The organism is Amycolatopsis sp. ATCC 39116, from assembly GCF_000231075.2.
Taxonomy (GTDB): Bacteria; Actinomycetota; Actinomycetes; order Mycobacteriales; family Pseudonocardiaceae; genus Amycolatopsis_E; species Amycolatopsis_E tucumanensis.
Genome location: NZ_AFWY03000077.1, coordinates 12487 through 27110 on the forward strand (window position 1 = coordinate 12487; position 14624 = coordinate 27110).

Here is a 14624-nt window from a genome sequence, read left to right on the forward strand (position 1 = left end):
GCGAGTGGAGGTGGTCCGATGGCCGAGGTCGACCTGCCCCGCCCGGTCGGGTTCGTGCTCGGCGGGGGCGGCAGCCTGGGTGCGATGCAGGTCGGCATGCTGCGTGCCCTCACCGAGGCCGGGATCCGGCCCGACCTGGTCGTCGGCACGTCGGTGGGGTCCCTCAACGGCGCGGTGCTCGCGCTGGACCCGGATGACGCCGGCGAGCGGCTGCGCAAGACCTGGACGCACATGACCCGCCACGAGGCGTTCCCCGGCGGGGTCCTCAGCCAGGTGCGCACCCTGCGGCACAGCAAGACCCACCTCTTCCCGAACATCGGCCTGGCGACGATCGTCGACGACCACCTCGGGCCGGGCACCACGTTCGAGGACCTCGCGCTGCCGCTGGGCGTAGTCGCGACCGACGTGGACACCGCGGAGGCGCGCCTGTTCACCTCCGGCGACCTGCGACCGCCCCTGCTGGCGAGCGCGGCGATCCCGGGCATCTACCCGCCGGTCGAGCACGACGGGCGCCTGCTCTACGACGGCGGCCTGGTCGCGAACGTGCCGATGCGGCAGGCGCTGGTGCTCGGCGCGCGGTCGCTCGTGGTGCTGGACTGCGCCTTCCCCGGCCAGATCCCGTCGCCGCCGCAGACGTTCGCCGAGGTGCTGATGTACACGGCGATGGTGAGCATGCGGAACCAAGCCGTGCTGGAGGCGCCGATCGCGGCCGCGGAGGTGCCGGTGGTCTACCTGCCGGGGCCGCGCCCGGTGCGGCTGAGCCCGCTGGACTTCAGCCGCACCGAGGAGCTGACCGACCTCGCGTTCGAGGCCGCGCGGATCTACCTGGACGGCCTGGTGATCGACGGGCCCGGCCTCTACGGCGGCCCCGGGGTCAAAATCGGGTGACGCGGGCCACTCCGGGACAACAAACCGGGTGAGGGCACGTCTATCCGGGCGCGGTAGTTTTGCTTTCTCACCCACTATTTCCCAAAAAGAGACCACATGACAGTCAAGAAGACTTTACCTTTCACCCGCAGCGCGCCGATCGCGGCTGGACTGCTCGCGGTGGCGCTCTTTCTGTCGGCGTGCAGTTCCGGCAATTCGGGCAATGCGAACAACGGCGGCACGGCCGCGCCCGGCACCTCGAGCCAGGCGGCCGCGGTTTCCGTTTCCATCGAACCCGCGAACGGGAAGAACATCAGCCCGGTCACGCCGATCGTGGTCAAGGCCGCCAACGGCACGCTCCGCGACGTGACCGTCCAGAACGCCGCGAAGCACACCACCGTGAAGGGCGAGTTCTCGGCGGACAAGACCACCTGGACCTCGTCCGAACCGCTCGGGTACGGCAGCACCTACACGATCGACGCGCACGGCGCCGACGGCAGCGGCAAGACGGTCGAGCAGCAGGGCCAGGTGACCACGGTGTCGCCGTCGAAGCAGGCGAACCCGAACATGATCCCCGCGCCGGCTTCGGTGGCCCAGACCGGTGTCGGGGTCGGGCAGCCCATCGTCTTCCAGTTCAGCTACCCGGTGAAGAACAAGGCGGACGTGGAAAAGCAGCTGTCGGTGGTGTCGAATCCGCCGCAGCAGGGCGGCTGGTACTGGATCGACGACAAGAACGTGCATTACCGGCCCAAGGAGTACTGGCAGCCGGGCACGACGCTGACCGTTTCCGCGAAGATCTACGGTGTCGATTTCGGCAACGGCGTCTACGGCGCGGAGGACCGCACCGAGACCTACCACGTGCACGATTCCTGGATCGCGAAAGCCGACGGCAACACCGAGCAGATGCAGATCCTGCACAACGGCCAGGTGGTGAAGACCATGCCGATTTCGATGGGCAAGGACGCCACCCCGACGCACCTGGGGGCGCACGTCATTTCGTTCAAGGCGCAGAGCTACACGATGGACTCCTGCACCTACGGCGTCTGCCAGGGCGATCCGAAGTGGTACCGGTCCGAGGAGAAGTGGACCGAGCGCATCTCCAACGACGGCGAGTTCGTCCACGAGAACCCGAACAGCGTGGGCGCGCAGGGCAACTCGAACGTGTCGCACGGCTGCATCAACCTCAACGCCGAGAACGCCGAGTGGTTCTTCAACAACCTGGGGCTGGGTGACGTGGTCGAGGTGACCAACTCCGGCGGGCAGCAGCTGCCGGTGTGGGACCTCTACGGCGACTGGGCGCTGTCGTGGGAGCAGTGGCAGCAGGGCAGCGCGCTGAAGTGACGTGTGGTGATCGCGGTTCCGGGGCGGCACGATGGGGGTCATGACTGCCCCGGAACTCGATCACGCGCGACGGCTCGTGGACGGCGCTTCGCGGATCGTCGCGCTCACCGGCGCCGGTGTCTCCACCGATTCGGGCATCCCGGACTTCCGGGGCCCGCAGGGGGTGTGGACGAAGAACCCGGCCGCCGAGAAGCTGTCGCACATCGACGACTACGTCGCCAGCCGCGAGGTGCGTGAGCAGTCGTGGCAGGCCCGGCTCGACCACCCCGGGTGGTGGGCCAGGCCGAACGCGGCGCACCTGGCCCTGGTCGACCTGGAACGGCAGGGCAGGCTGTCGGCGATCCTCACGCAGAACATCGACGGGCTGCACCAGAAGGCCGGGAACTCGCCGGACCGGGTGGTCGAGCTGCACGGCACGATGGCCGACACGATCTGCCTGGCCTGCGACGACCGCCGCGACATGCACGAGACGCTGGACCGCGTGCGGGCCGGGGAGTCCGACCCGGAGTGCGAGATCTGCGGCGGGATCCTCAAGTCCGCGACGGTGTCCTTCGGGCAGATGCTCGACCCGGAGGTGGTGGACCGCGCCCGCGAAGCCGCCGAGACGTGCGACCTGATGCTGGCGCTGGGCACCTCGCTGACCGTGCACCCGGCCGCCGGCCTGGTGGACATCGCGGCGGCCGCCGGGGCGCCGGTGATCATCGCGAACGCCTCCGAAACGCCCTACGACGACGTGGCGACCGTGGTGTTGCGTGAGCCGCTGGGCGAGGTGCTGCCGAAGCTGGTCAGTCGCTGACCGGTTCGCCGTGGCTGGCGATCACCACCGTGGCCACCAGCGCCGCGACGACCAGCGCGGTCAGGTACACCGGCACCGGCGTGAACGACACCGCCAGCGCCAGCACCGCGGCGAGCGGGAAGCCGATCGCGATCGGGCGGCACTCGTTGCGCGGCCCGACGTGCAGCAGCCACACGCTGACCAGGAACACCGCCACGGGCACGGTGGTGGCGAACGCGGCGACCAGCTCGGGCGCGTGGCCGGTGTGGGTCTCGTGGTCCAGCGCGACCTCGATGCCGACGCCGACCGCGGCCGCCGACGTGAAGATCAGGTAGTGGCCGTAGCCCCAGGCGTAGCCGTACTTGAACTGGGCGAGCCGCTGGTGGCCGGGCTGGTCGAAGTACAGCCACCACATGCCGAACACCAGGACCAGCCCGGCCAGCGCGAGGAACACCAGGTTCAGCACGTCGTGACCGGTGTCGATCGCCTCGCGGACCGCGTTCGTCGCGCCGAAGATCGTTTCGCCGAGCACGATCAGCGTGAACAGGCCGTACCGCTCGGCGATGTGGTGGCGGTGCCAGTTGGTCGGCGTGCGGCGCTCGGCCCAGACCGGCACGAGCATCTCGGCCGCGGCGAGCACCAGGAAACTGGGCAGGAACCACGATTCGGGCACCGCGAGCCGCGCGATCCAGCCGGCCTGCACGATCATGATGCCCAGCGCGTACCGCAGTGCCGTGGACCGGCATTCGGGCACGCTCCGGGCGGCCCGCAGCCACTGCGCGACCATCGCCAGCCGCATCAGCACGTACCCGATCACGATGACCGTGAAGTCGTCGGAGAACGCCTTCCCCACGCCGGCGGCGACGACCAGCGCGCCGCCGATCTGCACGAACGTCAGCAACCGGTAGGGGCCGTCGTCGGTGTCGAACGCGGAGGCGAACCAGGTGAAGTTCACCCAGCCCCACCAGATCGCGAAGAACACGAGCAGGAAGCTCAGCACGCCGTGGCCGACGTGGTTCTCCGACAACGCGTGGTGCAGTTCCGCCGCGGCCTGGCCGACCGCGACGACGAAACACAGGTCGAACAACAATTCCAGCGGGGTCGCCGCGCGGTGCTCCTCGTCGCGGTTCCGCGCCGTCATCGGCCGGTACCAGACGCGGTACCGCCGGTTCGCGGGTGCCACGGACATGCCTCGCCCCTCCCGATCGGCTGCTGTCCGCCTCATCCCAGCACACACGACGGGTGGGCCCGGCTCCCCCTCGTCCGGGCCCACCCACGTGGGTGCCTTCCTGCCGCCGTACGATCCCCCGCGGACGCCGACGGTACCGGGCCGGGCGTGACCCTGAGTGTCCGATCTCGAGAGCCCGGAGCGCGGTCCCCATCCCCGGAACCCGCTCCACATAGCCACTGTCCGTAGCTGATCCCCGCACCGTGAAGGCAAGTCAAGGTTTACCCGGTCGCTCTCCGTAGATCTAGCACCTTCGGGGAAGTCTCACTCATATGGAGCAGCAGTTGTGGCGCTGAGTAGTTGATCGTTAGAGGCGCGTGCTCGCCGGGCGCGGAGTTCGGCGATCCCGAGCCCCAGTGCGAAGAGGACAAACCCGACGGCACACAGCAGTGAGACGGCGAGCGCGGCCGGGAAGTCGTTGCCGGACGCAGGGAGGACCGCCCGGAACACCGACGCGAGCACCGCGGTGCCGATCGCCGTGCCGATCCGCTGCCCGGTCTGCAACGCTCCCCCGGCGACACCGGCCATCCGCGTCGGCACGCACTCCAGCGTCAGGGTCGTGTTGGGCGAAATCACCATCCCGCCCCCGATCCCGGCCACCAGCAGGGGCAACGCGACCACCAGACCGAGGTCCTGCCCCGGTGCGAGCCACACCAGCAGCGCGACGACACCCAGCCCCAGTGCGACCAGCGACAGGCCGGTGACCGTGAGGCGGCGCCCCCACCGCGCGACGAGCCGTCCCGCCACCGCCGCGGAAACCGCCGCGCCCACCGCGAACGGCGTCACCGCCAGCCCGGATTCCAGCGGCGTGTAACCGAGGCCCTGCTGGAAGAACATCGCGAACACCAGCCAGATCCCGGCGAACCCGCAGAAGTACACCGCGCCGATCACCGCGCCCGGGGTGTAGCCCGGGGTTTCGGTGAACAACCGGACGTCCATCAGCGGCGTGCGCTCGTGCCGCACCACGCGCCGCTCCCAGCGGACGAACGCGAAGCCGAACACGGCCGCGACCGGGAACAACCACCACAGCCGCCGCAGACCGTCCTCTTCGGACTCCACCAGCGGCAGCAGCACGCCCAGCACGGCGAGCCCGAGCAGCAGCACACCGACGAAGTCGATCTCGGACCGCAGCCGCGCGGGACGGCCCTCGGCACGCGGCAGCAACCGCAACGCCAGCACGAACGCGAACGCCCCGATCGGCACGTTCACGAAGAACACCCACCGCCACCCGTGCTCCTCACCGAACACGGCGAGGATGAGACCACCCAGCACCGGCCCGACAGCCGTGGAGATGCCGACGACCGACCCGAACGCGCCGAACGCCTTGCCCCGCTCCGCGCCGCGGAACAGGTCCTGGATCAGCCCGGTGTTCTGCGGCGTGAGCAACCCGGCCGCGCACCCCTGCAGCAACCGCGCGACGACCAGCACCTCACCCGTCGGCGCGGCGCCCGCGAACGCACTCATCGCCACGAACGCCGCCAGCGCGATGAGGAACATCCGGCGCCTGCCCAGGGCGTCGCCCAGCCTGCCGCCGGACACCAGCACCAGGCCGAAAGTGAGCGCGTAGCCCGAGACGACCCACTGCGCGGTGCCGGCGTCGCCGCCGATCCCCTTCTGGATGGACGGCAACGCCACGTTCACGATGCTGACGTCCAGCAGGCCCATGAAACCGGCGGTGAGCGTTACGGCCAGGGCTTTCCAGCGGCGTGGGTCTTGTTGCTGGGTGAGGGTCACTCATCCATGGTGGCTTGTTCGTTGTGGTTGCGCGCGCTACGCGGGTTTCTCGGGCGCCGGGCTTCGCTTCGCTACGCCCGGATCTTGGTGCCCTCCCGAACCCGATCTTTCAGTGTTCGGTTGCCGAGAAGCGGCGTCAAGGCTGGAAAGAGTACCTTGACCCCGCTGCTCGGCAACCGATTTGGCTGGGGATCGGGTTGCGGGAGAGGGGTGGCTCGTGGGGTGGGCGGCTTTCGTTGCCGGGTGGCCGTTGGGTTGTGCTTGTTCTAGGTGCCGGCGGTGATGCCGGGGATGCCTTTCAGTTCACCCATCAGCATGGAGCTCACCTTGACCGGGTAGTCGTACAGGGCGAACGTCGTCTCACGCTGTTTGCCCACCAGCTTCAAGCGGACGGGGGTGTCGCCGCGGTGGGCGAGCAGCGTCGACTTCAGCTCGCCGACCACGCTCTTGTCCAGGCGTTCCGCGGTGCAGCGCAGCACGAGCGGGGGCTCGTCCTCCCCGTTGCCGATCTCCGACAGGTCCAGCGGGACGAGGCCGCCGCCGAAGACGGACATCTTGTCCTCGCGCCAGTTGACGCGGCCCTTGACCAGGACGGCGTTGTCTTCGATGAGGTCGGCCTGGAACAGGGCGTACGACTTCGGGAAGAACAGCACCTCCAGCGAGGCGTCCATGTCCTCCACCGTGCAGATCGCCCAGGGTTCGCCCTTCTTGTTGACCCGCCGCTCCAGCGAGGTGATCAGGCCGGAGATGACCAGCTCGCCTTCCTTGGGCGGGTTGTCCAGGATGGCGGCGATCGGGCGCGGGGCGTGTTTGCGCAGGATCCGCTCGGCGCCGTCCAGTGGGTGCGCGGACACGTACAGGCCCAGCATCTCCCGCTCGTAGGCCAGCAGCTGCTTGCGCGGCCACTCCTCGTCGCCGAACTTGAGGTGCGCCAGCGGCGACGACGAAGGCGCGGGCTCGGCCGCGTCGCCGTCCCCGCCGAACGCCCCGAACAGGTCGAACTGGCCCATCGCCTCCTGGCGCTTGAGCGGCACCACCGCGTCGACCGCGTCTTCGTGCACCTGGATCATCGACAGGCGCGTGTTGCCGAGGCTGTCGAACGCGCCGGCCTTGATCAGCGATTCGATGACCCGTTTGTTGCAGGCCACCAGCTCCGACTTGTCGAGGAAGTCGGTGAAGGAGGAGTACTTGCCCTTCTCCTGGCGGGTCTTGATGATCGACTCCACGACGTTGGCGCCGACGTTGCGGACCGCGCCCATGCCGAAGCGGATGTCGTCGCCGACCGCGGCGAAGCGCTGGCCGGATTCGTTGACGTCCGGGGGCAGCACCTTGATGCCGAGGCGGCGGCACTCGGACAGGTAGACGGCGGACTTGTCCTTGTTGTCACCCACCGAGGTGAGCAGCGCGGCCATGTACTCCGCGGTGTAGTTCGCCTTGAGGTAAGCGGTCCAGTACGACACCAGGCCGTAGGCGGCCGCGTGGCTCTTGTTGAACGCGTACCCGGCGAACGGGAGGATCGTGTCCCACAGCGCCTGGATGGCCTCGTCGGAGAAGCCGTTCTCCTTCATCCCGGCGTGGAAGCCCTCGAACTCCTTGTCGAGGACCTCCTTCTTCTTCTTGCCCATCGCGCGGCGCAGAACATCCGCTCGGCCCATCGAGTAGCCGGCGACCTTCTGCGCGATGTGCATGATCTGCTCCTGATAGACGATCAGGCCGTACGTGTCGGCCAGGATCTCCTTCAGGGGCTCTTCCAGCTCGGGGTGGATCGGCTTGACCTGCTGCCGGTTGTTCTTCCGGTCGGCGTAGTCGTTGTGGGCGTTCATGCCCATCGGGCCGGGCCGGTACAGCGCGCCGACCGCGACGATGTCGTCGAACACCGTCGGCTGCATGCGGCGCAGCAGGTCCCGCATCGGGCCGCCGTCCAGCTGGAACACGCCGAGCGTGTCGCCGCGGGACAGCAGCTTGTAGGTCTCCGGGTCGTCGACGCCCAGGGTGTCCAGGTCGATGTCGATGCCGCGGTTGGCCTTGATGTTGTCGATGGCGTCGCCGATGACGGTGAGGTTGCGCAGGCCCAGGAAGTCCATCTTCAACAGGCCGATGGCCTCGCAGGACGGGTAGTCCCACCCGGTGATGATCGACCCGTCGTCCCGCTGCCAGAGCGGGATGGCGTCCATCAGCGGCTCGCTGGACATGATGACCGCGCAGGCGTGCACGCCCGCGTTGCGGATCAGGCCCTCCAGGCCGCGGGCGGTGTTGAAGATCGTGGAGACCTCTTCGTCGGTCTCGATCAGCGTGCGGACCTCGGCGGCCTCGCCGTAGCGCTCGTGCTGCGGGTCCACAATGCCGGACAGCGGGATGTCCTTCGCCATGATCGGCGGCGGCAGCGCCTTGGAGATCTTGTCCGCGATCGCGTAACCCGGCTGGCCGAAGTGCACGCGCGCCGAGTCCTTGATCGCGGCCTTCGTCTTGATGGTGCCGAAGGTGATGACCTGGGCCACCTTGTCCGCGCCGTACTTCTCGGTGGCGTAGCGGATCATCTCGCCGCGGCGGCGGTCGTCGAAGTCGATGTCGATGTCGGGCATCGACACGCGCTCGGGGTTCAGGAACCGCTCGAACAGCAGCTTCTGCGGGATCGGGTCCAGGTTCGTGATGCCGAGCACGTAGGCGACCAGCGAACCCGCCGCCGAACCACGGCCGGGGCCGACCCGGATGCCGACCTTGCGGGCGTAGTTGATGAGGTCGGCGACGACGAGGAAGTAGGCCGGGAAGCCCTTCCCGATGATGACCTCGAGCTCCATCTCGAGCCGCTCGCGGTAGCCCTCGGGCGCGCCCTCCGGGAACCGCCAGGCCAGGCCGCGGTCGACCTCGGCACGCAGCCACGACGCCTCGTCGTGCCCCTCGGGCACCTCGAAGACGGGCATGCGGTCTTTGTGGGTGTAGACGTCTTCGTAGGACTGGACGCGTTCGGCGATGAGGAGGGTGGAGTCGGCGGCGCCGGGGACTTCGGTGTCCCAGTACTCGCGCATCTCGGCGGCCGATTTCAGGTAGTAGCCGTCGCCGTCGAACTTGAACCGGTTCGGGTCGTTGAGGGTCTTGCCCGACTGCACGCACAGCAGCGCCGAGTGCGAGTCGGCCTGGTCCTTGGTGACGTAGTGCGAGTCGTTGGTGGCCAGCGGTTTGAGGTCGAGCAGCTTGCCGATCTCCAGCAGCCCCTCGCGCACCGACCGCTCGATGGGCAGGCCGTGGTCCATCAGCTCCAGGAAGAAGTTGTCCGCCCCGAAGATGTCCTTGTAATCCGAGGCGGCCTGGATCGCCTCGGCCTTCTGCCCCAGCCGCAACCGGGTCTGCACCTCACCCGAGGGGCAGCCGGTGGTGGCGATGATGCCGGAGGCGTTCTCCGCGATCAGCTCCCGGTCCATCCGCGGCTTGCGGTAGTAGCCCTGGATCGAGGCCAGCGACGACAGCTTGAACAGGTTGCGCAACCCCGTCGCGTTCTCCGCCAGCATCGTCATGTGCGTGTACGCACCACCACCGGAGACGTCACCGCCCTCACCGAACTCGTCCGAGCCCCGCTGCGAGGCCTGCCCCCAGAAGATCGGCTTCTTGGTGAACCGCGACTCCGGCGCGATGTAGGCCTCGATGCCGATAATGGGTTTGAGTCCGGCCTTGCGCGACTGCTGGTAGAACTCGTCCGCCCCGTACATGTTGCCGTGGTCGGTCATCCCGACCGCGGGCATGCCGAGACGACTCGCCTCGGCGAACAGCGGGGCGATCTTCGCCGCACCGTCGAGCATCGAGTACTCGGTGTGCACGTGCAGGTGGACGAAGGAATCGTTCGACACCAGCAGGAACCTCCCCTTGTTTCACGCTGACTCCCGGCCTGGAGGGATCAGCCTAGCTCGCGGCACCGACGAAAAACGCGCCGACGTGCCGAGCGAAGTTTATTTGACCTCCAGTTCCAGTATGAGCTACGGTTCCGGCATGGCGAGATCGAAGGCCTTCGACGTGGACGCCGCCGTGGACAAGGCGATGGAGGTCTTCTGGGCGAACGGATTCGGCAGCACCACGCCCCGGCAGCTCGTCGACGCGCTGGGCATCGGGCGGGGCAGCCTGTACAACGCGTTCGACAGCAAGCACGCCCTCTACGAGCGGGCGTTGCGGCGCTACTACGAGCGCGAGACGGTCCGGCTCATCGAGGTGCTGGACGGGCCCGGCCCGGCCCGCGAGCGGCTGCGCGCGGCGCTGGAGCTCGTCGTCGACGCGGCCCGCGAAGACCGGCGTGGCTGCATGATGGCCAACGCGGCGGTCGAGTTCGGCGCGGCCGACGAGGTGGTCAACCACCTGGTGCGGCGCACCTTCGAGCGGCAGGAGGCAGCCTTCCGCAGCACCATCGAGGAGGGGCAGCGGTCGGGCGAGATCGACCCCGCCGCCGACGCGCGGGCGCTCGCGTCGTTCCTGCTCACCACCATCAACGGCATCCGCGTGCTGGCCAAGGCCGACCCGGACCCGCACCGCCTCGCCGACCTGGCCGGCACCGCTCTGCGCGCGATCTGAACCCGCTGACCTGCGGCGTTTTGCACTGCCTTCATTTTGTAACTCTAGTTCAAGAAAGAGAGAGCACGTGGACCTGCAGTTGGACGGCAAGACGGCGGTCGTGACCGGCGCGAGCAAGGGGATCGGCCTGGCGGTCGTCCGCGCGCTGGCCGCCGAGGGCGTGACGGTGTTCGCGGCGGCACGCACCGTGAGCGAAGGCGTGCCGGTGCGGGCGGACCTGACGACCCGCGAGGGGGTGGCGCTGCTCGCGGAGCGGGCCGGGGACGTCGACATCCTGATCAACAACCTCGGCGGCGTGACCACGGACAGCATGCGGGCGGGCGGTTTCCTGGACATCGACGACGAGGCGTGGCAGCGCACGTACGAGCTGAACCTGTTTTCGACCGTGCGGGTGACCAGGGCACTGCTGCCGGGACTCCTCCGGCGGCGCGGCATCGTGATCAACATCTCGTCGATCGGGGCGCGGGCGGCCTTCCAGCCGGTCGACTACGGCACGGCCAAGGCGGCGCTGACGAACCTGACGAAGGCGCTGGCCGAGGAGTTCGGGTCACGCGGCCTGCGCGCGCTGACCGTCAGCCCCGGCCCGACGCGGACCGCCAACTGGGCCGACCCGGAGGGGTACGCGGGCGAGCTGGCGGCCGCCGCCGGGGTCCCGCTGGCGGAGTTCCTGGCCGGCGTGCCCGCGTCGATGGGCATCACCACCGGCAGGCTGACCGAGCCCGAGGAGACGGCCGCGCTGGTGACGTTCCTCGCCTCGCCCCGCTCGGGCAACCTGACCGGCGCCGACTACCTGGCCGACGGCGGCGTGATCAAGACCGTGTAGTGACGAGCATCCGGTTGACAGGCCGATGTGGCGCGGCGAGCCTCGGGGCGTGGTGATCCCCCTCGTTCAGGTAGTCCGCGACGGGCTCGTGGAAAGCGTCCACTTCGGATCGCGGGTCGTCCTCGGCCCCGGTGGCGAGGTGCTGGAGGCCGGGGGCGACGTCGACGAGCCGGGCTACCCCCGGTCGACGGCGAAGCTCATGCAGGCCGCCGGCATGGTGCGGCTCGGGCTCGACCTGCCGCCCGACCTGCTCGCGCTGGCGTCCGCGAGCCACTCGGCGGAGGAGTTCCACCTCGACGGGGCGCGCAAGATCCTCGGGGAGCTCACCGAGGACGACCTGCAGTGCCCCGCCCACCTCCCCCACGACCCGGTCCTGCACGACGTGTGGATCGCCGAGGGACGCGCGCCGCGGCGGCTCGCGCACAACTGCTCCGGCAAGCACGCCGCGATGCTCGCCACCGCGAAGCTGAACGGCTGGTCCACCCACGACTACCTGGACCCCGCGCACCCGCTGCAGGTGAAGCTCGCCGAGACGGTGGCCGAGCTCGCGGGCGAGCCGATCGCGCACACCGCCGTCGACGGGTGCGGCGCGCCGCTGTTCGCGATCTCCCTGCGCGGCCTCGCGACCGCCGTCCAGCGGGTCGCCACCGCCCCGCCGGGCACCCCGGAACACCGCGTGGCGGACGCGATCCGCAGGCACCCGGAGATGCTGGCCGGCCCGAACCGGGACGTCACCCAGCTCATGACCGCGGTGCCCGGGCTGATCGCCAAGGACGGCGCCGAGGCCGTGCAGATCGCGGTCCTGCCGGACGGCGTCACGGTGGCGGTCAAGATCTCCGACGGCTCCGCCCGCGGCCGCATGCCGGCGACGCTGGCGGCACTGCGCCGCTTCGCACCCCGGTACGACTGGGACGACGTGGTAAACCGCTGTCCCAGCCTGCACGCGCCCAATATGGTCGGGCTGTGACGACACTGCGCGAAGAAGACGTCGACCGCTTCCGCCGCGACACCCCCGGCACGGACGAGGTCGTGCACCTCAACAACGCCGGCTCGGCCCTGCCGCCGCGGCAGGTCACCGACACGGTGCTCGACTACCTGCGGGAGGAGTCGGTGCGCGGCGGCTACGAAACCGCGGCCGCGCACGCCGGCCGCATCCAGGGCGTGACGGACGGGATCGCCCGGTTCCTCGGCGCGGAGGCCGCCGACATCTCGGTGACCGACAGCGCGACCCGGTCGTGGCAAGCCGTCTTCTACGCGTTCCGCTTCGAGCCCGGCGACCGCATCCTGACCTGCCGGTCGGAGTACGCCAGCAACGCGATCGCCTACCTGCAGGTCGCCCGCCGCACCGGCGCGGTGGTCGAGGTCGTCGAGGACGACGAGAGCGGCCAGCTGGACGTCGCCGACCTGGAGCGCCGCCTGGACGGCGACGTCAAGCTCATCGCGATCACCCACGTGCCGACCCAGGGCGGCCTGGTCAACCCGGCCGAAGAGGTCGGCGCGATCGCCGAGCGGGCAGGGATCCCGTTCCTGCTCGACGCGTGCCAGTCGGCCGGGCAGCTGGACCTCGACGTGCGCCGCCTGCGCTGCGACGCGCTGTCCGGCACCGGCCGCAAGTACCTCCGCGGCCCGCGCGGCACCGGCTTCCTCTACACGCACCCGCGGCTGCGCGAGCGGCTCGAGCCCGCGATGCTCGACCTGCACTCGGCCACCTGGACCGCGCCGGACACCTTCGAGATCGCGCCAGACGGCCGCCGCTTCGAGACCTGGGAACGCAACCACGGCCTCGTGCTCGGCCTCGGCGCCGCCGTCGAGTACGCCCTGGAGATCGGCCTGGCCGCCATCGAGGAGCGGGTCACCGCGCTGGCCGCGCGGCTGCGGGCGGACCTGTCGCAGATCGCCGGCGTGTCGGTGCACGACCAGGGCAAGCGCAAGTGCGGCATCGTCACCTTCAGCGTCGCCGGGACCGATGCCGCGGAGGTCCAGCGGGCGCTGGCCCAGGCGAAGATCAACACCTCGGTGGCGCGCCCCACCTCCTACCAGTACGACCAGGAGGTGCGGCGCCTGCCGGACATCGTGCGGGCGTCCGTGCACTACTACAACACCGAGGACGAGCTGCGCGTGCTGGCCGAGGCCGTGGAGCGGCTGGCGTAGCCGGTCATTCGCTGCGCAGGACGGCCGCGATGGGCGTCCGCGCGGCGCCGCGTGCCGGGATGAGCGCGCCCGCCACCGCGATGAGGATCCCGGCCAGTGCCAGCAGGGCCACCACCGGCGCGCGGTAGACGTCCAGGACGAACCCGAAGACGTCGGACTGGGCCGCGCGCATCATCGCGGGGGCGACCACCCGGTGTGCGAGGATCCCGAGCGGCACGCCGATCAGGCCGCCGACCACTCCCAGCGCGCCCATCGAGGTCACCAGCATCACGGTGACCTGGCGCGGTGTCATGCCGATCGACTTCAGCATGCCGAGGTCGCGCCGCCGTTCGCGGGCGTTGAGGACGACGGTGTTGAACACGCCGAGCGCGGCGACGGCGCCCAGCACCAGGGTCAGGAGCGTGGCGGAGCTGATGAGCACCACGGCCTGGCTCGACGTCCCGTCGCGTGGGGGCAGCACGGTCAGGCCGGGGTCGCCGGCCTCGACCGCGGCCCGGTAGGCCTGCTGGTCGACGCCCGGCGCGAGTTCGACCGTGTAGGTGTCGGCCCGCGCGGCCGGGTCGAGCAGCGTCAGCGTGGACCAGTCGGCGAAGATCGTGTCGGCGTTGTTGGTCAGCACGACGCCGACGATCCGCACCGGGGTGCGCTGCCCGGCGAGTTCCACGGTGACGGTGTCGCCGACCGCGAGCCCGCGCTGGTTGAGGAACCTCGACGGCACCGCCACCTGCCCCGGCCCGTCCGGCCAGTGGCCGCTCGTGACCTGGGGGGCGAGGGCCGCGGAGTCGCCGCGGGAGAACTCGATCGTCGCGGTCTGCTGCCCGCCGACCACGTTGACGATCTTCGTGGCCACCGCGGCGACGAGCTCCGCGCCGGGTGTCGTGCGCAGCAGCGCCTCGTCCTCGGCGTCGGTCAGCGTCGTCGCGGCGCCGGGCTTCGGCGACGCGCCGTCCGACAGCGCCGGCCCGCCCGCCACCACGTCGATGCGGTCCGGGTGGGACGGCCGCACCGCCGAGTTGTAGGCGTTCACCGACAGCGTCACGCCGATCGCGAGCGTCACGGTGGTGACGCCGAGGACGACCGCGGCCAGCGTCAGGCCGCTGCGTGCCGGGCGGGCGAACGGCACCCCGAGGCCGAGGCTCACCGAGCGCGGC

Annotated in this window: 11 protein-coding genes; 7 read left to right on the top strand and 4 right to left on the bottom strand. The window is 70.0% G+C overall.

Translation table 11 applies throughout. The features are described 5' to 3' along the window. Positions 1–18 precede the first annotated feature (18 nt). The 3 genes from AMY39116_RS0339425 to AMY39116_RS0339435 all read left to right on the top strand — a co-directional run bounded on the left by AMY39116_RS0339425 (position 19) and on the right by AMY39116_RS0339435 (position 3004). The gene (locus tag AMY39116_RS0339425; protein WP_020423095.1) at positions 19–888 is read left to right on the top strand and encodes a patatin-like phospholipase family protein; all 870 of its coding nucleotides are present in this window, start codon (positions 19–21) and stop codon (positions 886–888) included. A gap of 96 nt (positions 889–984) precedes the next feature. Then, entirely contained in the window at positions 985–2208 is a 1224-nt protein-coding gene (locus AMY39116_RS0339430; RefSeq protein ID WP_051123670.1) for an Ig-like domain-containing protein, read from the top strand. 40 nt (positions 2209–2248) lie between these two features. Continuing rightward, complete coding sequence (locus tag AMY39116_RS0339435; RefSeq protein ID WP_020423097.1) at positions 2249–3004, top strand: Sir2 family NAD-dependent protein deacetylase; 756 nt, start codon at positions 2249–2251, stop codon at positions 3002–3004. Here the strand turns inward: AMY39116_RS0339435 and AMY39116_RS0339440 are convergent. The 3 genes from AMY39116_RS0339440 to dnaE all read right to left on the bottom strand — a co-directional run bounded on the left by AMY39116_RS0339440 (position 2994) and on the right by dnaE (position 9787). Beyond that, positions 2994–4172 (bottom strand): low temperature requirement protein A, encoded by a 1179-nt coding sequence (locus tag AMY39116_RS0339440; RefSeq protein ID WP_020423098.1) that lies wholly within the window; start codon positions 4170–4172, stop codon positions 2994–2996. The two genes, AMY39116_RS0339435 and AMY39116_RS0339440, sit on opposite strands and share 11 nt — an antisense overlap. Before the next feature lie 303 nt (positions 4173–4475). Continuing rightward, a complete protein-coding gene (locus AMY39116_RS0339445) occupies positions 4476–5876 on the bottom strand; it encodes an MFS transporter (protein ID WP_020423099.1) in 1401 nt (466 codons plus the stop codon). Between the two features lie 335 nt (positions 5877–6211). Next, entirely contained in the window at positions 6212–9787 is a 3576-nt protein-coding gene (gene dnaE / locus AMY39116_RS0339450; protein ID WP_020423100.1) for a DNA polymerase III subunit alpha, read from the bottom strand. A gap of 139 nt (positions 9788–9926) precedes the next feature. On the opposite strand from dnaE, the gene AMY39116_RS0339455 reads away from it, so the two are divergent. From AMY39116_RS0339455 to AMY39116_RS0339470, 4 genes are all read left to right on the top strand, one after another. Continuing rightward, a complete protein-coding gene (locus tag AMY39116_RS0339455; RefSeq protein ID WP_039792067.1) occupies positions 9927–10499 on the top strand; it encodes a TetR/AcrR family transcriptional regulator in 573 nt (190 codons plus the stop codon). Positions 10500–10566: 67 nt separating this feature from the next. Continuing rightward, positions 10567–11322, top strand: a complete 756-nt coding sequence (locus AMY39116_RS0339460; protein ID WP_020423102.1) for an SDR family oxidoreductase — start codon at positions 10567–10569, stop codon at positions 11320–11322. Between the two features lie 25 nt (positions 11323–11347). Then, positions 11348–12289 (top strand): asparaginase, encoded by a 942-nt coding sequence (locus AMY39116_RS0339465; protein ID WP_020423103.1) that lies wholly within the window; start codon positions 11348–11350, stop codon positions 12287–12289. Between the two features lie 5 nt (positions 12290–12294). Next, a complete protein-coding gene (locus AMY39116_RS0339470; protein WP_027936630.1) occupies positions 12295–13473 on the top strand; it encodes an aminotransferase class V-fold PLP-dependent enzyme in 1179 nt (392 codons plus the stop codon). A 4-nt stretch (positions 13474–13477) separates the two neighbouring features. Here AMY39116_RS0339470 and AMY39116_RS45080 read toward each other — a convergent pair. Then, the coding region (locus tag AMY39116_RS45080; RefSeq protein ID WP_027936631.1) for an FtsX-like permease family protein at positions 13478–14624 on the bottom strand (1147 nt) is incomplete at its 5' end.

Bases quoted from the DNA above. Each gene is read 5' to 3' on its own strand.
- AMY39116_RS0339425 (WP_020423095.1), top strand. From the start codon at position 19: ATGGCCGAGGTCGACCTGCCCCGCCCGGTCGGGTTCGTGCTCGGCGGG.
- AMY39116_RS0339430 (WP_051123670.1), top strand. From the start codon at position 985: ATGACAGTCAAGAAGACTTTACCTTTCACCCGCAGCGCGCCGATCGCG.
- AMY39116_RS0339435 (WP_020423097.1), top strand. From the start codon at position 2,249: ATGACTGCCCCGGAACTCGATCACGCGCGACGGCTCGTGGACGGCGCT.
- AMY39116_RS0339440 (WP_020423098.1), bottom strand. From the start codon at position 4,172: ATGTCCGTGGCACCCGCGAACCGGCGGTACCGCGTCTGGTACCGGCCG.
- AMY39116_RS0339445 (WP_020423099.1), bottom strand. From the start codon at position 5,876: ATGGGCCTGCTGGACGTCAGCATCGTGAACGTGGCGTTGCCGTCCATC.
- AMY39116_RS0339455 (WP_039792067.1), top strand. From the start codon at position 9,927: ATGGCGAGATCGAAGGCCTTCGACGTGGACGCCGCCGTGGACAAGGCG.
- AMY39116_RS0339465 (WP_020423103.1), top strand. From the start codon at position 11,348: ATGTGGCGCGGCGAGCCTCGGGGCGTGGTGATCCCCCTCGTTCAGGTA.